The sequence below is a fragment of the Nonomuraea sp. NPDC048881 genome, from assembly GCF_040649795.1.
Taxonomy (GTDB): Bacteria; Actinomycetota; Actinomycetes; order Streptosporangiales; family Streptosporangiaceae; genus Nonomuraea.
Genome location: NZ_JBEZGC010000026.1, coordinates 18,095 through 41,256, shown reverse-complemented (window position 1 = coordinate 41,256; position 23,162 = coordinate 18,095). Strand labels below are relative to the sequence as shown.

The window sequence follows — 23,162 nt, the reverse complement described above, 5'->3', positions numbered from 1 at the left end:
TGAACCCGAGGGTCTTCAGCTTTCATGAGATGTTCAGACCCTTGGGTTGGTCGCGTCTGGCGGGGTCTTGCTCCTCGGCCAGCGTGATGAGGGTGCGGGCACCGTCCGCCCCGTCGTCCACCAGGGGGCCTCCACACCGCCCGGCAGGGAGGCCCTTCTCTATGCCCGGAGGAAGTGCACGCCTGCTCGCCGCCGCGCGTGCCCGGCGCGGGCGCGGCCAGTCGGTCACCCAGATCGCCCGCGAGCTCGACGTCGGGCTGGCGACGCCGTACCAGGCACTGGAGGACGCCGACGTCCGGTAGGTCCATTTCCCGCCAAGATCGTGGCCGGCTCGATATGTGGCGTTTGTGCGGTCCTGTTTACCCGCCTCTCTCCGGTGATGGCGGTGTCACCATGACGTCAGTGGCTGTTCCCTTGCCATTGCGATTACTCAACGTAGAAGATCGTAACGTTCGGTAATCATGCGAGGTGAAGGGATCTCCATGCGCAGCATCCTGACCAAGACGCTCACCGCCCTCGCGGCCATCGTGGCGCTCGGCGTCGTCGCTCCCGCCCCTGCCCAGGCAGCAGACGAGGCCTACTTCGTGATGACGGACGTCACCAGAGAGGAGTTCGTCGTCAAGCTCACCGACCCTGCCAAGATTCAACACGCCCGCGACCTGGTCAACGGCGAGACCACAGACCGGCCACACATTCTCGGCCGCATTCTCCCGCGGACGGCCCCCTACAACCCCCGCTGGAGCTACCACCTGAACCCCGGCACCGTCGACTTCTTCGACGTCGCGATCGAGGTCTGCGACGCAACGATCCCCTACGTCGAGGACCACCTGGACGAGGCCGGCGGGGCCTTCCTCCCGGGCTATGTCTGGTGCGGCTGGAGCACCCGGCTCGTACGCGAACTCGCGCCCCGCGGCGTCTGATCAACCTGTCATCGCGGCCCCCGGAACGGTCTTCCGGGGGCCGCACGCATGGGAGCCCGAGGAGTGACGGCGGAAGCAACGGACGACGTGCCGGGCAACCCCTCGGCCCGATCCCCGCTTCCCGTTCGGTTCACCAGGGCCTCCCATGCCGCCCGACGCCGACGACACGACTCCCGTCATGTCGCCGGGTCCGGGTCCCGGCTGCGCGCCGGGCGCCGGCGCTCGGGGCCGCTCAGGGGCTGAGCAGGAAGAACGGTTCGTCGGCGGCCGCGCCGTTCTTGCCGGTGTAGACGAAGACGGAGTTGGGGTGACCGGAGCAGCTGGAGCTCTCGAGGTTGGCGTAGATCTCACTGCGCCAGTCTGCGCTGGAGCGCAGCGTGGCGATGGGGACGGCGCGGGCGGCGGAGATGTCGGACTGGAGCTGGACGCAGTACTTGCCGATGCCGACCTTGGCGACCTTGGCGACCTCGGCGATCTGGGTGACGTTCTTGGAGTTGGTGATGGTGCCGTTGGCGTTGACCTGGGCGGCGGCCTGGGCGTAGGGGGCGATGGGCGTGTCGGCGGCCAGGGCCGGGGGGCCCAGGGTGGCCAGGGCCAGGCCGCCGACGCCCAGGGTGGAGACTGCGAGGGCAAGGATCTTGCGGGCGAGGCGCATGTGCGCCGCTTTCTGTAAGGCTCCTGCTGATCATCTGTGATTCTGCACCACCCGTTGATTACTGTCGTATTCGCATTGGCCACGATGAGCTACATTTCTTGATCTGGACGCCTCGCTGTGGGGCCGGGGCGAATTCCAACGGATTTGCCGTGTGATCTGCGGACGCGCTCGGTCATGCCCTGGAGGACCTCACCGTCCGCCATCTGCCGCCGGCCGACGCTGAACGCCTCGCAGGCGTTCAGCTCGACGGCGAGATGAAGGCAGAGCGGGCCACCGAGGTGGTCGGGCCTGGTTGCCGCCAGGCCCGGCGTCGAGAACCTCGCGTCCTCGCCCCTGACCCGGTCACGGCAGGCGTCAACGGTTCCGCCTGTAGGCCGAGCCTGACTGCCCCTTCCCACTGCTTGGTCGAGGGTCTTGGCGACGTCCGCGGGGGTCTTGAGGGTGCGGCGGCCGCCGTAGTGGTAGTTCTCGCCGGGCCGGGAGAAGTAGACCAGCAGGACCGTGCGGCCCGCCGCTGCGGAGGGCGGCGCGCTCACCGGCTGCGAGGCCGGCTCGGCGGCCGACGTGGGCGCCGGTGACGGGCCGCCGCCGCAGGCGGCCGCGGTGATCACGGTGCCTCCCGCAAGCAGCGCGCCGCGCAGGACCTGGCGACGGTCGAGGGCTCGGGGGATGCCGTCCATCGTCTGTCCTCTCCATGTCAGCCGGTGCGGCGGTTGCCGAGCCAGGTGACCATGGCGGGGTCGCGGTGGTCGAAGTACAGGGAGCTACCGGTGTCCAGGGCGGCGATGCGGTCCATCGCCTGTGTGGCGAGTTCGAAGTCGAACACCTCCAAGTTGGCCTTCATCCGCTCGGGGTTGACGGACTTGGCGTTGACCGGGATGCCCCGCTGGATCAGCCAGCGCAGCACGACCTGCGCCACGCTCTTGCCGTGCGTGGCGCCGATCTCGGTGAGGACCGGGTCGGTGAACAGGTTGTTCTTGCCCGCGGCGAACGGCCCCCACGATTCGATGAGGATGCCGCGCTCGCTGTTGATCTGCTGGTCGGCAGTGCGCTGGAAGAAGGGGTGGACCTCGATCTGATTGACCGCCGGGGTGATGTCGTTGTGGTCAACGATGTCCACGACGCGGTCGGGGTAGAAGTTGGAGATCCCGATCGCCTTGATCCGCCCCTCGCGGTGCAGGGCCTGCATCGCCCGCCACTGGCCGTACACGTCGCCGAAGGGCCGGTGCATCAGGTACAGGTCGAGGTAGTCCAGGCCGAGCTTCTTGGCCGAGGTCTCGAACGCCCGCCGGGTGTGGGTTTCGGCGGGGTTGTCCTGCACCCACAGCGTGGTGGTGACGAACAGTTCCTCGCGGGGGATGCCGCTGGCGGCCAGGGCCCGGCCGACGGCCTCTTCGTTCTCGTAGGAGGCGGCGGTGTCGAATTTGCGGTAGCCGGCGGCCAGGGCGTCGGTGACGGCCTGCTCGGTCTGCTCTGCCGGGCTCTGGAAGACGCCGAAGCCGAGGATCGGCATCTCGACGCCGTTGTTCAGGGTGACGGTCCGCACCGGGGTGTCTCGCACGTGGTATTGGGTCTGCGTCGGGCCCTGCCCGTTCTTCAGGGTCGGAGGAGGACCTTGAGCGCCTGGCGCTCGGCCATGGCGCGGTAGGCGTCGGGGACGTTGTCCGGGCCGGCGGTGCGGTCGAAGACGCGGTCGGGGTCGATGACGCCGTTCAGGATGTCGGGCATGAGCTCTTCGATGTAGGCGCGGGCGGGGGCGGCGCCTCGCGGAGTGTCGCTTGACGGTGGTTCGTACCGCCTGCGCGCACATTGCGTGTCAAGCGGTGCCGGGCCCTGACGGCGAGTGACGGGGCGTAAGAGCACGCACCGAGCACGGTGGACACCCGATTTGATCACCGTGGGTCGCCCACATCATCAAGCTTGTACCTAGAGCCCGCCGTCACGCCACATAGGTCCTGGTCCCTGTGCTCGGCACGTGCTCCCGCGAAGGCGGCCACGCTGCCTCGCCGCCTTCGAGATGGCGTCGGCAAGCTGACGGCCGGCGAACGGTACGCCGCTCGTACCCTACCCTGGCCATCACCAAGACCCCTCGGAAACCTGACAGAGACCCTGAGATGAGGCGAACCGGTCCTCATCGAGAAGCGCCCCAGTGATCCGGTTGACAACGCAGCCAGCCCGTGGCCGTTCGAATGACCACCTGCGCTCCATCCGCCTCCCCATCGTCAGCGGCGCGATCAGCGAATACCACCGCGATGGGTAACCACAGCTCAGACCACGTAGCTCAATATTCGAGCGGCACACCATCTACGCCATGCCCTGCGCGAGTACCAGCGTTCTACAACGAGCACCGAGCTCACCAAGCCCTTGGCCAGGCAGCTCCACTGCGCACCGGCCCCGATCCAGCATGAATCGTCGACCTGAACGTACACCGACGCGACCGGCTCAGGGGCATCCTCCACAAGTACTCAAATGCCACTTGAGATGCACTGACCTACTTTTCGGCAGGCGCAGGGCTGCGGTGTGGGCCACCGCCGTGGAGCTTGGCGGACCAAGGCGGGCCAGCCGAAGGTCTCCACCGGCTGGGGGTTGATCGAGCGGAGCGCGTTGTCCGGCACCGGCCCGCTGGCTGCGGATTTCGTCCGGCGGGACAATACGCCGCACCTCACCGAGGTCATGCAGATGCGCAAGCTCGGTGTCGCGGTGGCGGCGGCTACGCCGGCGGGCTGCTTACCGACGGCCCCGCCGAGGATGACCCGGTGGTCGTGGTACGACGCCCGGCGGCGCAGGATCAGCGCCCGCCGCCACCCGGTCGAGCGTCGCGTAGGTGTCGATGAGGAACGGCTTGGACGCCTCGAGTCCGGCATCGACTCTCGGCTATGAGCGGCCATTACCCATCGTCATGGTCGGGACGGCTTCGAGGAGCTGTTTCGTGTACGGGTGCGCGGAACGCTCGATGACGTCCTCCGTCGTACCGTGCTCGACGAGCCGGCCGGACTTCATGACCGCGATCGAGTCGGCCACATAGCGGACCACGGCGAGGTTGTGCGAGATGAACAGGATCCCGACACCGGTCCGGGTCTGGATCTCCTTGAGCAGGTTGAGCACGGCACCCTGGACCGAGACGTCGAGCGCCGACGTGATCTCGTCGGCGATCAGGACCTCGGGCTCGGCGGCGAGGGCGCGGGCGATGGCGACGCGCTGCCGCTGTCCGCCGGAGAGCTGCCGGGGGCGCTTGTGGACGTCGCCAGGATCGAGCCGGACCATCTCGAGCAGCTCGGTGACCCGGGCCGACCGCTCCCGCCGTCCGCTCGCCCGGGGCAGGCCCTCGGCGATCGACGCGCCGACGCTCATCCGCGGGTTGAGGGACGCGTACGGGTCCTGGAACACGTACTGCAACGGCGGGCGGTCGCGCGGGTCGAGCACCGTCCCCTTCCAGAGGATCGTGCCCGAGGTGAGCGGGGCTAGGCTGACCGCCGCCCGGGCGAGGGTCGACTTGCCGGACCCCGACTCGCCGACGAGCCCGACGACCGAGCCGGCCGCCACGGTCAGGCTGACCTCGTCGACGGCCGTCACGGCTCCCTGATTGTGGCCGTACCGGACAACGATGTCGCGGAGCTCGAGCACGTCACGCCTCGCTTTCCAGGGCCGGCAGCAGCGGATACCAGCAGGCGACGGCGCCGCCGCCGCCCGAGTCGGCCAGTTCGGGACGCGCCTGCCGGCATCGGTCGTCCGCACGGCCGCACCGGGGCGCGAACGCGCAGCCCGGCGGCAGGTCAGAGGCGTGCGGCGGGCGGCCGGGAATGTTCGCGAGCGGCCGCGACCGGTCCGTCGACATGTCCGGGATGCTCGCGATCAACGCGCGGGTGTACGGATGCGCGGCCTCGGCGAGCCCGCTGACCGGCAGTTCCTCGACCACCCGGCCGGCGTACATGACCAGGACCCGGGACGCGTTCTCAGCCACCACCGCGATGTCGTGGCTGATCAGCAGGACGGCGGCGTCGCTCTCCCGGGAGATGCGCCGCAGCAGGCCGAGCACCTCCTTCTGGACGGTCACGTCGAGGGCGGTGGTCGGCTCGTCGGCGACGATCAGCGCCGGCTGGGCCATGAGGCCCATCGCGATCGACGCGCGCTGGCGCATGCCGCCGGAGAACGCCATCGGGTACTGCCTCGCCCGCGCCTGCGGGTCGGTGATCAGCACTGCGCTGAGGCGGTCGACGGCTCGTCGCCACGCGTCCCGGCGGCTGAGGCGTTCGTGGGTCTCCGCGACCTCGGCGAGCTGACGTCCGACCTTGAGCGTCGGGTTCAGCGACGACATCGGGTCCTGGAACACCATTGCGAGCGAGGTGCCGAGCAGCCGCTCGCGGTCGCGGGGGCGCATCCGCCGCAGCTCGTTGCCCTTGATCTGGTGCACGTCGGCCTCAGCGACGTTCGGGTACGAGGTGAGCTGCGCGGCCGCCATGGCGGTGAGGCTCTTGCCCGAGCCCGACTCGCCGACCAGCCCGACGATCTCGCCGCGGCGAAGGCGCATGCTGACGTCGACGACCGGGGAGAAGGGCGCGGTCTCGCCGGGTACGGTGACGGTCAGGCGCTCGATCCGGAGCACCTCGTCGCCCGGTGGCGGCGTCTCGGCCGGGGCCGTGTCCCGGCGCTGGGACCTGAGGGACGGGAGCCGGAGGTGACCGTGCTGGCTGCCGCCGAGGACCTGGGTCAGCAGCTCGCCGGCGAGCACGAATGCGAGACCCGCGACGACGATCATGATGGACGGCGCGAGCGCGGCCGCCGGGTTGGTGTAGATGGCCGGCAGCCCGTCGGCGAGCATGCGTCCCCAGTCGTACTGCGGCGGTTGCACGCCGAAGCCGATGTAGGACAGCGCCGATATGCTGAGCAGCGCCGCCCCGACCTGGCTGGTCGCGTTGATGACGAGGGGTTCGGAGATGTTCGGGATGACGTGGCGAATCAGGATCCGCCACCGCGGGACCCGGAGCAGTCGCGCGGCGGAGACGTAGTCGGCGTTCGCGACGCCGCTGGCGGTGGTGTGGGTCAGCCGCGCGAACGAGGGCGCGAAGGCGATCGCCATCGACAGCACGGCGCCGCGCGCCCCCACTCCGAAGATCATGGCGAGGAACAGGGCGAGCAGCAGCCCGGGAAAGGCGACCATCAGGTTCAGGACGGCGACCACCACTCGGCCGGCGCGCCGGCCGAGCACGACGGGGACGGTGCCGATGATCAGCCCGCAGGCCACGCCGATGCCGACGACGAGCAGAGCGAGGACGAGGGACAGCCGGGTGGCCACCAGCGTCCGCGTGAGGACGTCGCGTCCGAGGGCGTCCGTGCCGAACGGGTGCGCCGCCGACGGTCCCGCCTGGAGCGCGCCGCCCGCGATCTCCGTGGCCCGGTCGCCGAGCAGCAGCGGCGCCACGACGGCGGTCGCGACCAGGAGCAGTAGCAGGGCGACCGTGACCACGCCGAGCGGCGACGACAGGTGATGGCGGGTACGTGACCAGGACACGTCAGCTCTCCTTGATCGTCGAGCGCGGGTCGATGACGGCGATCGCGATGTCGACCGCGAGGTTGATCAGCAGGATGCCGGCGCCGAAGAAGAGCGCGACCGCCTGGACGACCGGGTAGTCCTTGGCGAGCACCGAATGCACGAGCTCGGCGCCGACACCGGGCCAGGCGAACACGTTCTCCACGAGCACGGTGCCGGCCACCATCGACGCGAGGATCATGCCGGAGACGGTCAGCGTCGGGGTCAGCGTGTTCGGCAGCGCGTGCCGCAGGTAGATCAGCCGCGCCGGGAGGCGCTTCGCGCGCGCCGCCCGGATGTAGTCCTCGCCGAGCACCCGCTGGGTCTCGGCCCGGACGATCCGCGCCAGGTAGGCGGCCGGCCCCACGACGAGGGCGGTCACCGGCAGCACGAACGACGCGGGACCGGACAGGCCCGCGACCGGCAGCGCGTTGAGGGAGACGGCGAAGACGAACACGAGTCCGACCGACACCAGGTAGTCCGGCACGGAGAGGGCGAGCCCGGTCACGCCGCCGAAGCTGAAGTGCAGGCCGCGGCCCCGGCCGTCCCGGGTGGCGATACCGAGGAGCAGACCCACCGGTATCGCCACCGCGAGGCAGACCACGAACGCGGTCAGGCCGAGCTGGAGGGTCGCGGGCACCAACTGTGCCATCTTCTCCCGCACCGGCGTCTGGGTGTCCAGGGACGTACCGAGGTCGAGGTGGAGCAGGTTCCAGAGATAGTCCAGGTACTGCCGCCACAGCGGGTCGTTGAGCCCGAGACGCTCCCGGGTGGCCGCGATGGTCTCCGGCTGCGCCATCAGGCCCAGGGCTCCGCGTACCGGGTCGCCCGGCAGCGCGTGGACCATGGCGAACGATGCGGTGACGACGACCGCCAGTGAGACGACGAACCTCCCCAGCCGCCGGATCAGGAAGACCGGCCACGGGTGCCTGGCGCGCAGCGACGACTTCACAGAACCTCCCATCCTCCCCGCCGTACCTAGCGCAGAACCCGGAGCGAGGTGGGCTCCAGCACGCGGGCGACGACGTCGAACTTGGCCCCGTTGCCCCAGTAGAGGTAGGGCGAGACGGCGATCGGGGTGATGTCCGCGTCCTTGATCAGAGCGCCCTCACCCGCGTTCCAGTCGGCGCAGCCGCCGGTGCCGGACTTCGCCTGCGCCGCCTTGATCGAGCTGTCGAAGACGTCGTTGTGCATCGAGCCGTAGTTGATGCCGCCATCCGACGGGGTGGCACCGGAGAAGAACGGCACGAGCGTGGCCGGGTTGGACACGCCGAGGCCGATGAGGGTCGCGGTCCACGGGCCCTTGCCGCCGAAGACGACATCGGACCGCGCGTTGAACGACTGTCCCTTGAGGTCCACCTTGACGCCCAGCGCCGTCCACTTCTGGCCGATGTACTCGGCCGCCGCCGCGGTCGTGGTGTCCTCGTTGTCGTAGACGAACGCGACCTCGAGCGGCTTGCCGTCCTTGGCCCGGGCTCCGCCGCCGGCGGCCGTCCAGCCTGCCCGGTCGAGCAGCGCCGCCGCGGCGGCCGCGTCGTACGCCGGCTTGTTCGGGGTGACGGTGTCACCGCTGCAGATCTTCGGGTCGGTCAGCAGCCCGTTGGCCTCCTGTCCGAGGCCGCCGGTGGCGACCTGGGCCAGTTCCTTCATGTTGAGAGCGCCGACGAGCGCGCGCCGGACGTTGACGTCGGCGGTCGGCAGACCGGCGGCCTGGTTGAAGGTGAGCTCGTCGTCGATGATGCTGCCGCCGTCCGAGAACACCTTGGCGGCCTTGAGCCGCCGGGTGTCGGCACCGGAGAGGAGCGAGATGTTGACGCCCTTACTCAGCAGGAGGTTGGCCGTCGTGGTCACGCTCGTCACGAGCTTGAAGGTCACCTTCGCCGGCATGCCCTTCTCGGCGGTCGAGGCGCCGTTCGGCCCCCAGGCGTACCCGTCGCGGCGGGTGTACGTGTACTGGTTGCCGGCCTGCACGCTGGAGAGGACGAACGGACCCGAGCCGGCGGAGGCGGCCTTCAGGGAGTCGCGGTTCTTGATGGCGCTCGAGCAGACCAGCGGCAGCTCGGCCAGGTTCTGGAGGAAGAAGGGCGCGCCCTCCTTGAGCTTGACCGCGACGGTGCCGGCGGCCTTGTCGGCCGTTGCCGTGGCGCCGGCAGGAACGGCGGCGCCGCGCATGGGCGAGCCGTTGCCCTCGGCGGCCACGTAGTTGATGTTGTCGGCCACCGTCTGCGCGTCCATCGGCGAGCCGTCCGAGCAGGTGACGCCCTCGCGGACGGTCAGCGTGTAGGAGGTTCCCTCGCCGGTCCACGACTTGACGACGCTGGGCGCCACCTCGCCGGAGTCCAGCAGCTTGACGGGCGTGTCGTAGGCGAAGACGGCCATCATCTTGTTGACGCCGTTGACCGAGCGCTGCGGGTCGAGCGCACCGGGGTCGCTGTCGATCGCGATGGTGAGCGAGCCGCCGTCGGCATAGTCGTCGCCGGACGAGCTGCCGGTGCTCCCACCGTTGGAGCAGGCAGCCAGCGCGACCGTCGAGCACAATACGGAAATCGAGACACGAAAAGGGCGATTTCGGACCATTGGCGTGTGACTTCCTCTGCGGCCGGCGGGACGAGCCAGCTCGGCGCTGGGTGATGTAACCCACGATTGAAGCCACAGCGCGGCAGCGATTCTTGTCCAAGCCCACAAAGGTGCCCGTGCTCGATCGTGGCCAGACCCAAGCCCCACGGTCGCCCCTCACTTTAACGTCGTCCGTCAGACCGTACCCGACTAGGTAAAACATGGATGAAGTGACGGAGGGGTTCGGGTTGGTGGACGTCGAAAGCCTCGGCAAGCGGTACCAGGAGCTCCGGTACCGCACGGCGCCCACCTGGGCGCACCTGATCGGTGAGTACTCGGTGGCAGGGCACTTCGAGGACGTCAGCGCGACGGCCGAGGCGGCCGAGCTCCGCGAGCTGCGCGAGGTGGCACACGCCGCCGCCGCGCTCGCCCGTACGCCGGACGGCACACCCGTCTCGCTCGACGGCGCGGTCCTCGCCTGGCAGGCCGCGACCAGAGCCGACGTGCTCGAACACCGGTTCGCCGAGCTCGACGTCGACCCGCTCTTCGGGCCGGTGACCCAGTTCCCGGGCCAGGTCGCCAAGCTGGCGCTCCCGTCCGCCATGGTGGCAGGCGCCCTGCCGAAGAAGTACCGCGGCCTCGCGCGCAATCTGCGCGACAGGCTGGAGCGTCTCGCTGCGGGCCGCGCGGCCGGCCGTACCCCGGTCGCCTTCGCCGTGGCGGACACCGTCGACAGGGTGCGGAAGTGGCTGCACACCCCCCTCGAGGACGACCCGCTGCTGGCCGTCGACCGCGCCGCACGCACGGATCACCTGCGCGCAGTGGTCGGCGAGGTGGTGCGCCCCGCGCTGGCCGACTATGCCGACGCGTTGACATGGGAGGTCGCGCCGTCCGCGCGGCCCGACGAGCGGTGCGGACTGTGCTGGCTCGACGACGGCGATCGCGTCTACGCCGCCCTGGTCCGCTCGCACACCACCACCGACCTCCACCCTGACCGCATCCACGAGATCGGGCTCGCCCAGGTCGCGGCCCTGGACGAGGAGTACGCCGCCCTCGGCCGGGAGGTCTTCGGCACCTCGGACGTGCCCGCCGTCATGGCCAGGATGCGCGACGACCCGGCCCTGCACTTCGACGACGCCGCCGACCTCGTACGCGCTGCGGAGGTCGCCCTGGCCCGGGCGACCGACCGCGCCCCGGACTGGTTCGGGCGGCTGCCCCGCGCCACGTGCGCGGTCGAGGCGGCGACGAGCGGATCGCTCGGCCAGTACATGCTTGCGCCGAAGGACGGCTCGCGGGGCGGGACGTTCGTCATCAACGTCTCCGATCCGCGCGCCTGGGCCCGGTACGAGGTTGAGGCCCTCGCCTTCCACGAGGGCGTTCCCGGGCACCACCTGCAGATGGGCCTCGCCGCCGAATTCACCGAGCTGTCGGAGTTCCGCCGCACCACCACGGTCACCGGCTTTCTCGAAGGCTGGGGGCTGTACGCCGAACGGCTCGCCGACGAGATGGGCCTCTACAGCAGCCCGCTGGACCGGCTGGGCATGCTGTCGTTCGACTCGCTGCGGGCCTGCCGCCTGGTCATCGACACCGGCCTGCACGCCAAGGGCTGGAGCCGGCAGCGAGCCAAGCGCTTCCTGGCCGAGCACTCCCCGCTGAGCCCGGGGCACATCGACGCGGAGGTCGACCGGTACATCGTGACGCCGGGCCAGGCCCTGGCCTACCTGGTCGGCCGGCTAGAGATCGTGCGCATCCGGCGGGAGGCGGAGCGCCGGCAGGGTGCCGGCTTCGACCTGGCCCGGTTCCACGACGTGGTGCTCGGCGCGGGGCAGCTGCCTCTGCCCTTGCTGGAGGCGCACGTCGCCGCGGCACTACCAGGCGTCGTCGGGTAGCGCGCCGGGCGGGCGGCGGCGATGCCAGTCGCTGACCGCCTGCACGGCTTCGCCCACCATGACCAGGGCCCGGTCGGCGCCGCGCCGGCCGACCAGCTGTGCGCCGACCGGCAGCCCGGCCGGTGAGGGCGACACCGGCAGGCCGAGGACGGGCAGGCCGGTGATCGACCAGCAGCCGGTGAGCTGGTTGATCCGCCGGCTGGCGAGGGTGAGATCGCCGTCCCCGGCAACGGGCGCGACGAAGGGCGTGGCCGGCACGGCGATGACGTCGGCCTCGGCGAGCACCTCGTCGACCCGGGCCCGCCAGACGAAGGCCACCGCGAGCGCGCTCTCGATCTCCTCGGCGGTGACCCGGCGGCCCGCCTCGATCCGCCCCTTGATTCCGGCGCAGACGCGGGCGTCGTGCCAGTACGGCCGGAGGTGGCGGATCGCCTCGGAGTTCTGCAGCGCGGCCATCGCCTGGTGCACCCGATCCACCTCGCGCAGTGCCACCCGCCGGATCTTCGCGCCGTGCGCGCCCAGCAGGTCGAGCAGGTCGCGGAAGCCGGCGGCGACCGCGGGCTCCAGGTCGTCGAGGAAGTACTGCTCGGGTACGGCCACGGTCAGGCTGGACAGGTCCCGCGGCGGAAGGGGCCGCGAGCCCGTGCCGGCCATGACCTCCAGGGCGATGCGGGCCTCGGCCGCACTACGCGCGAGCGGCCCGACGACGTCCATGCTGGGGCTCAGCGGCGTCACTCCCAGCGTCGGCACCAGCCCATGGCTCGGGCGCAGCGTGGTCACCCCGCAGAACGCGGCCGGGTTGCGCAGCGAGCCGCCGGTGTCCGTGCCGATCGCGAGCCGGACCAGGCCCGCGGCGACCGCGACGGCCGACCCGCCGCTCGAGCCGCCGGGGATCCGGTCCGGGTGCCACGGGTTGCGGCAGGCGCCCCACGTGTCGTTCTGCGTGGTCGCCCCGAAGCTGATCTCCTCGAGGTTCGCCTTGGCGACGATCCGCGCGCCGGCGGCCCGCAGCCGGCGCACCACCTCCGCGTCGATCGCCGCCGCGGGCGGATGCGGGGCGCGGAGCCCGTCGGTGCGCACCGTCCCGGCGACGTCGATGTTGTCCTTGACCGCGATGGTCCAGCCCGCCATCGGGCCGTTCTTCTCGGCCGCGACGTCGTCCTCGATCAGCTGGGTGAAAGCGTTCAGCCGGGCGGCGAGCGCCACCACGGCGGCGGGAGCGCCGCTCACCGTTCACCGCCGAAGGCGCCGCCCCGTGCAAGATCGGCCAGTTCCGCGGCGCTCATGCCGAGTTCCTCCCGCAGGATCTGCTCGCGGTGCTCGCCGAGGCCCGGCGCTCGGTCCGGCGCCGGGTTCTCCCACCAGGCGCGTCCCGCCGTGCGCACGTGCCGTACCGTACCGAAGGTGGGGTGGTCGGTGTCGACGACCAGGCCGCGCTGCGCGGCCTGCGGCTCCTCGAAGGCCTCGCGCAGCCCGTTGACCGGGCCGCACGGCACGCCCGCCGCCGACAGCAGGCCGACCCAGTGGTCGGTGCCGTGCCGGGACAGAGCGGAGTCCAGCACCGCGTCCAGCTCGGCCTGGTGCGCCTGGCGGCCGGCGAGCGTCGCGAACCGGGGATCAGCGGCGACCTCGGCGACGCCCAGCACCTTGGTCAGGCGCTCGAAGAACACCGGCTTGACGCAGGCGAGCATCAACCAACCGTCCGCGGTGGGGTAGGCGCCGAACGGCACTACCGAGGGGTGCGCCGACCGGGTCTTGCGGCGGGTCTCGTGCCCCCGGGTGAGGAACCAGGTCGCCGGGTAGGAGAGCATCGCCATCGCCGTGTCGAAGAGGCTGACGTCGCACTCGCCGCCGACGCCGTCGCGCCGGGCGACGTGGACCCCAGCCAGCAACGACATCGCCGCGACGACTCCGCCGCAGTAGTCGACCAGCGAAAGGCCGCTCTTGGTCGGCGGTCCGGCCGGGTCGCCGGTCAGGTCCATCCACGCGGCGAGACCCTGGACGACGTAGTCGTACGCCGGCTCCGCCCGCCGCGGCCCGGTCATCCCGTAACCGGACAGTGAGCAGACCACCAGCCGCGGATTGAGGTGGCTCAGGTCGGCGTACCGGAGGCCGAGCTTGTCCGGCACGTCCCCGCGCAGGTTGTACATGAGCGCGTCGGCGCCCTCGACGAGGCGGTGCAGCACCGCCACGCCGGCCGGAACCGAGAGGTCGAGGCAGATGCTGCGCTTGTTCCGGTTGAAGCTCTGGAAGAAGAGGCTGTCGTCGTCCTCGGCGAACGGCGGGACATGCCGCCCGATGTCGCCGCCCGTACGCGCGTCCTCGATCTTGATCACGTCGGCGCCGAGCTCGGCGAGGTGCAACGATCCGAATGGGCCGGCGCCGTACTGCTCGACGGCGATGATCCTGATGTCACTGAGTCCCGTCACGTCTGCTCCTGTGCTCGATGACCGCGTGGGTGCGTGCCATCTCGTTCCTGGTCACCATCACTGCCTCGTCGACGCCCATGCCGGGCCGGGCCAGCAGCACGTCCGCGCCCGCGCCCATCGCGACGTGGGTGGCGATGCGGGCCGACAGGTCGGTCTCGGTGCACGACCCTCCGAGGTACGCCGCGACGCCCGCGGCCCGGCAGGCGAGAACGGACCGCACGGCGTCGTCGAGGCTGCCGACGTCGGGCATCTTGATCTGGATCATGTCGGCCGCCCGCGCGTCGAGGAAGGCCAGCACGTCCTCGTGGGTGTTGCACCACTCGTCGGCGACGATCTGGACGCCGGTTTCGTGTTCGCGCAGGCGCAGGAGGACGTCGATCTGGGCCTCCCGCGACGCCGCGCGCATCGGCTGCTCGACGCGCAGCGGGAACGGCGCGCACTTCTCGGCCAGCCGGGCGAGGAAGCCGGCCACCTCGGCCGTGGAGGGGAAGACGTCGCCGAGGGTGCCGTAGCAGTCGATGTGGATCACTGGCCGGTAGTCGTCGTCCGGGCGCCGCGCCAGCACCCGGTCGCGTACCCAGCCGACATACTCCAGCAGCAGGTGGCCGCCGGGCCCGACGAGCAGATCGGCGTTGTTGATCAGCCCGTGCGGCAGGCTCTCGACCCGGCGCAGCACCATCCGGTCGACCGCGCCCCGCCGGTCCTCGCCGGACTGGGCGAGCAGCGGGACTGGACCGATCGGATCGGCGCCGCCGTACTCGGCGGCGACCACCTCGGCCATCGTGCGCCGGGAGGCGTTCGCGGCCGCGTCGAGCAGGGCCTGGCTGACCCCGTACGCGACCGCTCGCGGCAGCCCGAGCGGCGCGATCAGGGCGGAGGTCTCCCGGAAGGAGTCCACGGTCGCGTCCAGCAGGACGTCGCGCAGCACCGGCAGCCAGCGGTCGCGGGCCGCCTCCGCCAGCAGGACGGGCTCGCGTCCGGAGCCGCCGGAGTACTGCACCGACACCCCGGCCCCGGTGGCCACGCGGTCGTCGTCGAGGACGAGCAGAATCTGCAGCGACTCGCTGGGCTGGCGGATCGCGCGGTAGCCCGGGGTGAGCGCGGGGCCGTCGTAGAAGTAGCCGTCGCGTACCGCCCCGGCCTTGATCGCCGCCTGGTCGTCGTTGCTGTAGGTGCCGATGCCGGGCACCGCCAGAATCTCCGAGATGCGCATCAGCCGGCGTACCTTGTCACCCAGTCCACGACCCGGGCGTTGTAGTCGCGCCGGAACCGGGGCGGGCTGTTGAACAGCATGTTGTGCGACGCCTCCGGGTAGATCACGATCTCGGTCTGCACGCCGAGCTCGCGCAGCGCCGTGTGCCACTGCCTGGCCTGGTCGAGCGGGCAGCGGACGTCCGCACCGCCGTGCAGGAGCAGCGTGGGAGTGCGTACGTCGGCCACGTGGGTGATGGGCGACATCGCCGCGTAGTTCTCGGCGTCCGCCCAGAACGCGCCGCCCCACTCGCTCGTCGACAGGGCGCGCCGGTTGTCGGTCGTGCCGGCGGCGCTGCGTAGATCGCTGATGACGCCCCCGCCGACGGCCGCGGCGAACCGGTCGCTGCGGCTGGTGAGGTAGCAGGTCATGTAGCCGCCATAGCTGTAACCGGTCACCGCGATGCGGTTGTTGTCGACGAGCCCCTCGGCGACGAGCTCTTCGAGGGGCTCGAGGAAGTCCGCGGTGTCCGAGGTTCCCCACCGGCCGCTCACGGCGCGGGCGAACTCCTCGCCGTAGCCGTCGCTTCCCCGCGGGTTGAGCAGCAGTACGGTCCAGCCGCGCGCGACGAGCTCGTGGTGGTAGAGGTGCACGGCCTCCGCGGCGCCGTTCCAGGCGTTGTGCGGGCCGCCGTGGATGTCCAGCAGCAGCGGCTGCGGGCCGGTGGCGTCGGGGTCGCGCATGACCCATCCGGTGACGGCCGTCCCGTCGGAGATGGTGAACGTACGCTCGGCGCGCGGGGCCGGACGCCGGTCGCCGAGCCGCTCGCGATGGTTGGTCAGCTGGGTCGACGTGCCGGTCGTGAGGTCCAGGACGTAGATCTCGCCGAACGTGTCCGGCCCGTTGCCGAGGAACGCGACCAGTGTGCCGGCCACGCTCAGGCTCGAGACGTTCTGGTCGGGCGCCGCGAGCAGCGCGGTGGGGGTGCCGCCGGTCTCGGGCATGGTGTACGGCACGACGTAGCCGCCCTCGCGCACGCAGAACAGGACCGTCCCGAGCTGCGGCACCACGCGCGGCGTCGAGCCGGGATAGCCGGGCGCGCCGTACATGACCTGCCGGTCCATCTGCTCGGTGAGGTGCCGGGCCGTGCCGTCCGCCGGATCGACGAGGAGCAGGCCGGTGAAGCGCGCGGGCCCCTCCGGGTGGCCGCAGACCAGCAGCCGGGTGCCGTCGCCCGTCCAGGTGAGCGGCCCGGCGCTGCCGGATTCCGGGCCCGCCGGCCGCGGGACCCGTCCGGGGTCGCCTAAGTCGATGGTGTACGCGGCGGATTTCCGGGTGAGGTCGGCGTCCGCGGACATGGCGGCGGAGAAGGCGATCCGGGTGCCGTCCGCCGACCAGGCCGCCCCGGATGCGCTCCACTCGCCGGCGGTGATCTGCTCGCATCCGCCCGTGCTGACGTCGGCGATGTGAATGTGCTGCCGCGGGGCGCTCAGCACGCCGGCGCCGTCAGCGTAGTAGTCGAGGCGACGGCTCACGACCGGCGCGCCCCACGCCCACGTGCCCTCGGACTCCGGGGGATCGGCCGGCGCGGTGAACAGCAGCCGCGAGCCGTCCGGGCTGAACGCCGGGGCGCTCGCTCCGCCGGGCCGGCGGGTGAGCTGCCGCGCCTCGGACGTCCCGACGTCGAGCAGCCAGATCTGGGGCCGGCCGTCGGTGGTGCGCAGGAAGGCGAGCAGCCGGCCGTCCGGCGACCAGGCCGGGGCGCAGTCGCCGACGCCGTCGGTCAGGCGGCGCGGATTCCCGCCGCCGGTGGGCACCAGCCACAGGGTCTGCTCGACGCGGTCCGCGTCGAGGTCGTCGGTCTGGACGACATAGGCGACCGCGCTGCCGTCCGGGCTGATCGCCGGTTGCTTGGGGACGTCGATCCGCCGGATGTCGTCGACAGTCAGATAGCGGTTCACACCGGTCCTCTCGTCGGTTGCCTGGATGCCGGACACCGCTGATCGTCACAAGTCCTGGGGCGACGGCGCTGGTGTCGCGGCACGAAATTGCGGGTGCCGGGTAGCGCCGCGCGACGAGGCTGCCGGTCAGGAGCGCATGAAGAGCCGGAACTGGAGCATCAGCGACAGCCGCTCGTCGTGGTTGTCCAGGCTTATCCCGGAGACCTCCGCGACCCGCTTCAGGCGGTAGCGGAACGTGTTGGGGTGGACGTGCAGCGACGCCGACGCGGCGATGTTGTCGCCGAAGTGGTCCAGCCACGCGCGCAGTGTCGGCACCAGGTACCCGTGGCGCTCGTCCTGCTCGACGAGGCGGGCGAGCGGCCCGCTGAGGCCCATCCCCCGCGCCGACACCAGGTCGGCCATCTCCATCATGAGCAGTTCGTACGCGTGCTCGACCGTGGAGCAGACGCGGTCGCCCTGCTGCGCGCTGCGGGCCAGCCTCAGCGCGCGGTCGGCCTCCTCCCGGGCCCGCGGGAGGGCGTAGGCGTCGGGCGCGACGGCGCTGACCCCGATCACCGCGGCGGACCGCCGCCCTACCCGGGCGAGGAAGTCCTTCGCCATCCGCTGACCGCGGTCCGAGTGCGGGTCGGCGGCCGGGGGCAGCGGAACGATCCCGTACACGATGTCGCCGACCAGCGCGGCGGAGGCGCCCGGCTGGACGGTGCCGAGGTGCATGTCGAACGCGTCACCGATGCGCAGCAGCTCGGCCGCGCGGTCGCCGCGCAGGCGTGCGGGCTCGTCCTCGCCGTCCGGGAGCGCGACCGCGAGCACCAGCATCGGGCGGTGGGGCAGGCCCAGCCGGGCCGCGACCTCCTCCGCCTCCGGGCCGCCGGCCAGGACCTGGGCGGTAAGGTCCGAACGCATTCGGCGCTCCACGTTGGCGTTCGCGCGGTGGCTCAGCAGGTGCACGGCGACCGTGCCCTGCAGCTCGCGGAAGGCCTGCATCCGCTCGTCCGAGAGCGGACCGGGGACCGCGGCCCACACCGAGCCCAGGATCTCGTCGTCGGCCCGGATGCCCAGCACGACGCGGGGCATCGTGAAACCGCCGTACCCGCTCTCGGGCGGATCGACGAAGAGCGGCTCCTGGGTGCGGTACAACTGGCGGAAGATGCCGCGCTCGGTGAGATCCTGCGTGGCCCAGGGCGTGACCTGGCGGTTGAGGATCGCGCCGATGCGCGACGGGTCCGCCTCCTCCTGCCGGATCGAGAAGGCGAGCACCCGGGAGTCCCGGTCCTCGACCGTGACCGGCGCGTCGAGGATCTCGGCGATGGCGTTCGCCAGGGCGAACAGGTCGCCGGTCGGGACGCCACTGAGCGGCGCCGCGAGCGCGGGGCCGGACGAGCCGTTCACCAGCGGCGCGAGGGTCGCGGCGAGCTGGATCCAGGAGTTCTCGTTGCCAAGCGCGAGCACCGGCACGACAGTCCGCGGGCCGGTCAGCGAGGCGACGACGCTTTCGTGGACGATGAGCGCGCCGCCCTGGCGTGCCACCCGCTCGCTGAGGGCGGTGAGCTGTGCACCAGCCTGGACCCCGACGGCAAGAACCAGGGGGCGCCGCGACCAGGCGACCTGGTCGGCCGGGTCGAAGATCACCAGGCCGTCGACGATCCGGTCGAGGTCCTGGCCGTCGAACGCCGGGCGGAGCAGGGTGTGGCCGGCGTCCTCCAGGATCCGGGCCAGCGTGATCGACGGTCCGTCCACCACGACGGATGCTTCCGGCTGTTCCGGGCGCTCCACAACCGTGATTCTAGCCACGGCCGTTTGGCCCGATCTTGTTCCACGGCACTATCGGCCTGCTCGATCTGGTGCGGCAGCACCATCTTCACGGGGCTTCGGGGTCACTGCGGGATGGGCGGTAGCGGTCGCCGCTGTCTATGAGGACGCTGAACATCAGCGTTTCATCGGTCTGCTCAGCCCGAGGTTGGTGGGTGGTCCGGGTACGCCGAGTCGGTCGAATGCGTGGGTAGGCCGGTGGGGTGTGTCTGGGCCGGCCGGGACCCGGGGTAGGCCAGAAAACGCGAACATACTGCCCTCGGGCACCAGATGACCCACCAGCGCGGCGGCGTCGAGAAGCTCCCGGCATGCACGCTCCACACCCCGTACCCAGAAATCATCGCATATCGGCATAAATCACGACAGACGATACGCCGATTCTTCAGCGGCGTCCTATAGAGGTAGCCACTCGGTGTGAACTGTCGCTGCGGCGAGGGCTTCGGGGTCGGGGGTGACACCCAGGCCCGGGCCTTCTGGGACTGACATGTAGCCGTCGCTGAGTTCGAGGGGTGGGGTGATGTCCTGGTGGTAGAAGCGCGACGAGGCGGAGATGTCGCCTGGTAGCCGCATGCCGGGCAGGGCGGCCAGGGCGGCGTTCGCGGCGCGGCCCAGGCCGGTCTCGACCATGCCGCCGCACCAGACGGGGACGTCGTGAGCTTGGCAGAGGTCGTGCACGCGCCGGGCCTCGAGGTAGCCGCCCACCCGGCCGGCCTTGATGTTGACGACACGGCACGCGCCCAGTCTGATCGCGTCGGCTGCGGCCCGGGCGGAGGTGATCGACTCGTCCAGGCAGATAGGGGTTCGCAGGTGGCGGGCCAGCTCGGCGTGGCCCAGCACGTTCTCCTCGGCCATCGGCTGCTCGATGAGCAGCAGGTCGAAATCGTCCAGTTTCCGGAGTTGGTCAACGTCGGCGAGCGTGTACGCCGCGTTCGCGTCGACCTGCAACGGGATGTCGCCGAACGCGTCCCGGATCGCGCGCACCGCCGCGACGTCCCAGCCTGGCTCGATCTTGAGTTTGATCCGCCGGTATCCGTCGGCCAGGTAGGCGCCGACCGCGGTGACCAGCTCGTCGAGGGTGTCCATGATGCCGACCGAGACGCCCGCCGGCACCGACGTGTGGACGGCGCCGAGCGCGCGGCTCAGCGGCATCCCCAGACCCCGTAGCTCGGCGTCCCAGACCGCCATCTCGAGCGCCGCTTTGCTCATCCGGTGCCCGCGGAAGCGATCCAGCGCGGCGCTGACGAGGTTGACGTCGATGGCGGGCAGGTCGCGCAGCGCGGGCACGAGGAAGTCGCGCAGCGTGATCATCGCCGCGCCGACGTACTCCGAGGCGTACAGCGGGTGCTGGGCGGCGACACACTCGCCCCAGCCCTCGGCGTCGGCGGTGACGGCACGGAGGATGAGCACGTCTTTGGTCGTCTGGGTGCCGAAGGAGGTGCGGAACGGCGACACCAGAGGCAGCCGGAGCCGCCGCATCTCGATGCCTTCCAGCGCGGATACCTTACCCATCAGGGTCACCTCAGTCCTCGGTCCGGGTCAGGGGGATGTTGGCGTACGCCGGGCCGGCGTCGCCGACCGTCAGCACCTCGCCGGTCGCGGACAGGTAGCGTCCCGGGCCGGCTTCGGTGAGCTGCAGGGTGATCGGGTCGTCGAGGGAGCCCCCTCTGGGCAGGTCGATCACGGCGTGGTCCCCGTCCTGCCGCAGGCGGTACGGCGCCATCGGCACCTCCCCGACCCGGGATTCGTAGTCGCCGGCCAGGCCGGGTTCGAGCGTCGACGGGCCGAGCTCGGGCACGGCGGTCCGGTACCGCACATCGCCGGTGACGGCGTCGAGCTGGTAACGGACGTGCCCGGCCGCGTCGCGCAGGAACACGGACCGGCCGTCGACGCCGTGAAGCTCGCCGTCGCGGGCGACGACGTCACGGATGTCGCCAAGGCGCCCGACGTACCGGCCGGCCGCGTCCTGCGGGTGAGGCGAAACCACCGCCGGGGGTGGGGTGGCCTGCGAGCCGTGGCCGTCCGCGAGCCGCCGGACGATGTCGGCCGCCAGCTCGTTCTGCAGGTCGTGGTCCACGGAGTTGGTGAGCACCGCACCGCCGATGCCGAGGTCCGGCAGCCAGAACACCTGGCAGAGGAAGCCGAAGCCGGACCCGCCGTGGTGCAGCACCCGGACCCCGGGCGCCCAGCGGTCGACGTAGAGCCCCAGCCCGTACCCCTGGGTCTGCTGCTCGGTCAGCCTCGGGAAGTCCAGGTGTTGCCGGGCCAACTCGGGCCGTAGGACGCCGTCGCCCTCGCGCAACTGGAATCGCAGGTAGCGCAGTACATCCGCCACGCTGGTGTAGAGACCGCCCGACGGCACCATCGGCACTCGCCGGGGCACGTCGCGACCCGCGCGGGCGAACGTGCGGGAGTGCCCGAGCGCCCGGTCCTCCTCGCCGTCGAAGGCGCCGAAGTCGAACGTTGACCGGGTGAGACCGAGCGGCTCGAACAGCCGCCCGCGCATGAACTCGGCGAACGTCTCCCCCGCCGCAGTGGCCACCACCTGGCCGGCGAGGTCGATCCCGAGGTTGGAGTACTCGTGGTGGTGGCCGACGGGGAACCGCAGCCAGGTCTCGGAGATGCTGGCGAGGTGCTCCTCGAACGTGGCGTCGCCGACCTCGTAGTTGGACCCGACCGGCGCCTCGTGGGTGAAGCCGGCGGTGTGGGTCAGCAGGTGGCGCAGGGTGATCCGGCGTTCGGGCCGCTCCTCGAAGTCGCTGTGTACGGTGAAGTCCGGCAGGTGGCGCAGGATCGGCTGGTCGAGGTCGACCAGGCCCTCCTGCACGGCCAGCAGCACGCCGGTCGCGGTGACCAGCTTCGACGTCGACTGGACGCTGAACATGGTGCGGACGCCGATGCCGCTGCCGAATCCCTCGGCCCACAGGACGCCGTCGGCATCACACAACCCTACGGCGACCCCCGGAATCCCCCGCGACCTCGCTTCGCGGGGAACGGCTTCGGAGAGGTACGCGATGAGCTCATCGACCCGCGACATGACCCGTCCCTTCTTCGGTACGACCCCACGCCGTCGACGATCCGGCCAGGACCGCCTCGTATCCGGCCGGATCGGTGACCCCCTCGGTGTCGAAGAGGACGAGCGTGGATCTGGGCCGCAGCAGCGAACCCGCCCGCGAGTCGAGCCGCAGCCGCCGGAGACCGGCCAGGCCGGCCGCGCCGCTCTCGCTGGTCGCGACGCCGAGCGCGGCGAGGTCGCGGACGGCCGCGGCCACTTCGAGGTCGGAGACCCGGGTGGCGGCACGGACGCCCCGCTGCAGCGCCGGCCATGCCACCAGCGAGACCTCGCCGCAGTTGAGTCCCGCCATCGTGGACTCGTGCGGTCCCGGCACCGTCACTCGTTCCCGGGCCGCCAGGGACTGCCATAGGCAGTCGGCCGCCGCCGGCTCGGCGGTGACGACGCTGCACGACCCGCTCGCGAGGCTGCGGACCGCGGCCGAGGCGAACGCGCCCACGCCCACCGGGACGAGCGCCAGGTCGATCGACGCGTCCGAGCCGAGCGCCGCGGCGAGCTGGCGCCGGGTCTCGGCGAAGATCGTCGAGTAGCCGGCGGCCACGGCCTCGGGGATCCGGGTGTACCCGGGCCACGACGTGTCCGAGACGAGCAGCTCGTGCCGACCGTCGGGCCGGTCCCGATCCGCGCTCTCGGCCGACCGGCGAACGGCGTCGTCGTACGATCCGGCGACCACCTCGACCTCGGCGCCCTCACCGCGGATCGCATCGACGCGTGCCTCGGCCATGTCCGCGGGCACGAAGATCCGGCTGTTCAGGCCCAGCCGGCGCGCCAGGTACGCGACGGCGCGGCCGTGGTTGCCGTCCGTGGCGGTCGACAGGACGATCGAGGCGCGCAGGGCGCCGGCCGCCTCGGTGAGCGCGTCGAACGTCGGGAAGGGCACGCGGCCGATGTGACCGGCGATCGCCACGCTGACGGCCCAGCTCGCACCGACGACCTTGAACGACGGCAGGCCGAGGCGCTCGACCTCGTGCTTGACGAGCACATGCGCGACGCCGACCTGGTCGGCGATCGCCGGCGCCGGCACCAGCGCGGACTCGGCGAATCCCGGGATCGATCGGTGAAAGTGCTCGATCGCGTCCGGAGGGCGTTCCGCCCAGCCGCCGAGGGCCGACCACGCCGGATTCCACAGGACGTTACTCTCGAAGTGCGCCATC

19 protein-coding genes are annotated in these 23,162 nt (G+C 71.4%); 3 read left to right on the top strand and 16 right to left on the bottom strand.

Annotated features, from left to right (window positions below):
- Positions 1–161: 161 nt before the first annotated feature.
- Both AB0C33_RS46440 and AB0C33_RS46435 read left to right on the top strand, forming a co-directional pair.
- A complete protein-coding gene (locus AB0C33_RS46440) occupies positions 162–302 on the top strand; it encodes a hypothetical protein (RefSeq protein ID WP_358300671.1) in 141 nt (46 codons plus the stop codon).
- A 159-nt stretch (positions 303–461) separates the two neighbouring features.
- Positions 462–920 (top strand): calmodulin-binding protein, encoded by a 459-nt coding sequence (locus tag AB0C33_RS46435; protein WP_358300668.1) that lies wholly within the window; start codon positions 462–464, stop codon positions 918–920.
- Between the two features lie 232 nt (positions 921–1,152).
- Here AB0C33_RS46435 and AB0C33_RS46430 read toward each other — a convergent pair whose 3' ends face one another.
- The 8 genes from AB0C33_RS46430 to AB0C33_RS46395 form a co-directional block, all read right to left on the bottom strand.
- Positions 1,153–1,575 carry a hypothetical protein gene (locus tag AB0C33_RS46430; protein WP_358300665.1) on the bottom strand — a complete coding sequence of 141 codons (423 nt, stop codon included), beginning with the start codon at positions 1,573–1,575 and terminating at the stop codon, positions 1,153–1,155.
- A gap of 89 nt (positions 1,576–1,664) precedes the next feature.
- Positions 1,665–2,255 carry a hypothetical protein gene (locus AB0C33_RS46425; RefSeq protein WP_358300661.1) on the bottom strand — a complete coding sequence of 197 codons (591 nt, stop codon included), beginning with the start codon at positions 2,253–2,255 and terminating at the stop codon, positions 1,665–1,667.
- Positions 2,256–2,272: 17 nt separating this feature from the next.
- Positions 2,273–3,121 (bottom strand): aldo/keto reductase, encoded by an 849-nt coding sequence (locus AB0C33_RS46420; protein WP_358300833.1) that lies wholly within the window; start codon positions 3,119–3,121, stop codon positions 2,273–2,275.
- A gap of 50 nt (positions 3,122–3,171) precedes the next feature.
- Positions 3,172–3,303, bottom strand: a complete 132-nt coding sequence (locus AB0C33_RS46415; RefSeq protein WP_358300658.1) for a hypothetical protein — start codon at positions 3,301–3,303, stop codon at positions 3,172–3,174.
- A 1,146-nt stretch (positions 3,304–4,449) separates the two neighbouring features.
- Positions 4,450–5,199, bottom strand: coding sequence for an ATP-binding cassette domain-containing protein (locus AB0C33_RS46410; protein WP_358300655.1), 750 nt, complete (start codon positions 5,197–5,199; stop codon positions 4,450–4,452).
- Between the two features lies 1 nt (position 5,200).
- On the bottom strand, positions 5,201–7,084 hold the full coding sequence (locus tag AB0C33_RS46405; protein ID WP_358300652.1) for a dipeptide/oligopeptide/nickel ABC transporter permease/ATP-binding protein: 1,884 nt from the start codon (positions 7,082–7,084) through the stop codon (positions 5,201–5,203).
- Position 7,085: 1 nt separating this feature from the next.
- Positions 7,086–8,066, bottom strand: a complete 981-nt coding sequence (locus AB0C33_RS46400) for an ABC transporter permease (RefSeq protein WP_358300649.1) — start codon at positions 8,064–8,066, stop codon at positions 7,086–7,088.
- 14 nt (positions 8,067–8,080) lie between these two features.
- A complete protein-coding gene (locus AB0C33_RS46395; RefSeq protein ID WP_358300646.1) occupies positions 8,081–9,640 on the bottom strand; it encodes an ABC transporter substrate-binding protein in 1,560 nt (519 codons plus the stop codon).
- Between the two features lie 239 nt (positions 9,641–9,879).
- Between AB0C33_RS46395 and AB0C33_RS46390 the strand changes: the two genes are divergently transcribed.
- Positions 9,880–11,547: a DUF885 domain-containing protein gene (locus AB0C33_RS46390; protein ID WP_358300644.1), complete on the top strand. Its 1,668-nt coding sequence runs from the start codon at positions 9,880–9,882 to the stop codon at positions 11,545–11,547.
- Here AB0C33_RS46390 and AB0C33_RS46385 read toward each other — a convergent pair.
- From AB0C33_RS46385 to AB0C33_RS46350, 8 genes are all read right to left on the bottom strand, one after another.
- Positions 11,527–12,777, bottom strand: a complete 1,251-nt coding sequence (locus AB0C33_RS46385; protein WP_358300641.1) for an amidase — start codon at positions 12,775–12,777, stop codon at positions 11,527–11,529. The two genes, AB0C33_RS46390 and AB0C33_RS46385, sit on opposite strands and share 21 nt — an antisense overlap.
- A complete protein-coding gene (locus tag AB0C33_RS46380) occupies positions 12,774–13,976 on the bottom strand; it encodes a CoA transferase (protein ID WP_358300638.1) in 1,203 nt (400 codons plus the stop codon). Before AB0C33_RS46380 ends, AB0C33_RS46385 begins: the two co-directional genes overlap by 4 nt.
- A complete protein-coding gene (locus AB0C33_RS46375; RefSeq protein WP_358300636.1) occupies positions 13,960–15,189 on the bottom strand; it encodes a methylaspartate ammonia-lyase in 1,230 nt (409 codons plus the stop codon). Before AB0C33_RS46375 ends, AB0C33_RS46380 begins: the two co-directional genes overlap by 17 nt.
- Positions 15,189–17,129, bottom strand: a complete 1,941-nt coding sequence (locus tag AB0C33_RS46370; protein WP_358300633.1) for a S9 family peptidase — start codon at positions 17,127–17,129, stop codon at positions 15,189–15,191. Before AB0C33_RS46370 ends, AB0C33_RS46375 begins: the two co-directional genes overlap by 1 nt.
- 126 nt (positions 17,130–17,255) lie before the next feature.
- Positions 17,256–18,902, bottom strand: coding sequence for a helix-turn-helix domain-containing protein (locus tag AB0C33_RS46365; RefSeq protein ID WP_358300630.1), 1,647 nt, complete (start codon positions 18,900–18,902; stop codon positions 17,256–17,258).
- Positions 18,903–19,331: 429 nt separating this feature from the next.
- On the bottom strand, positions 19,332–20,447 hold the full coding sequence (gene menC / locus AB0C33_RS46360; protein ID WP_031169933.1) for an o-succinylbenzoate synthase: 1,116 nt from the start codon (positions 20,445–20,447) through the stop codon (positions 19,332–19,334).
- A 10-nt stretch (positions 20,448–20,457) separates the two neighbouring features.
- Positions 20,458–21,972: a serine hydrolase domain-containing protein gene (locus AB0C33_RS46355; RefSeq protein WP_358300627.1), complete on the bottom strand. Its 1,515-nt coding sequence runs from the start codon at positions 21,970–21,972 to the stop codon at positions 20,458–20,460.
- Positions 21,956–23,161, bottom strand: coding sequence for a pyridoxal-phosphate dependent enzyme (locus AB0C33_RS46350; protein ID WP_358300624.1), 1,206 nt, complete (start codon positions 23,159–23,161; stop codon positions 21,956–21,958). Before AB0C33_RS46350 ends, AB0C33_RS46355 begins: the two co-directional genes overlap by 17 nt.
- Position 23,162: the final 1 nt, after the last annotated feature.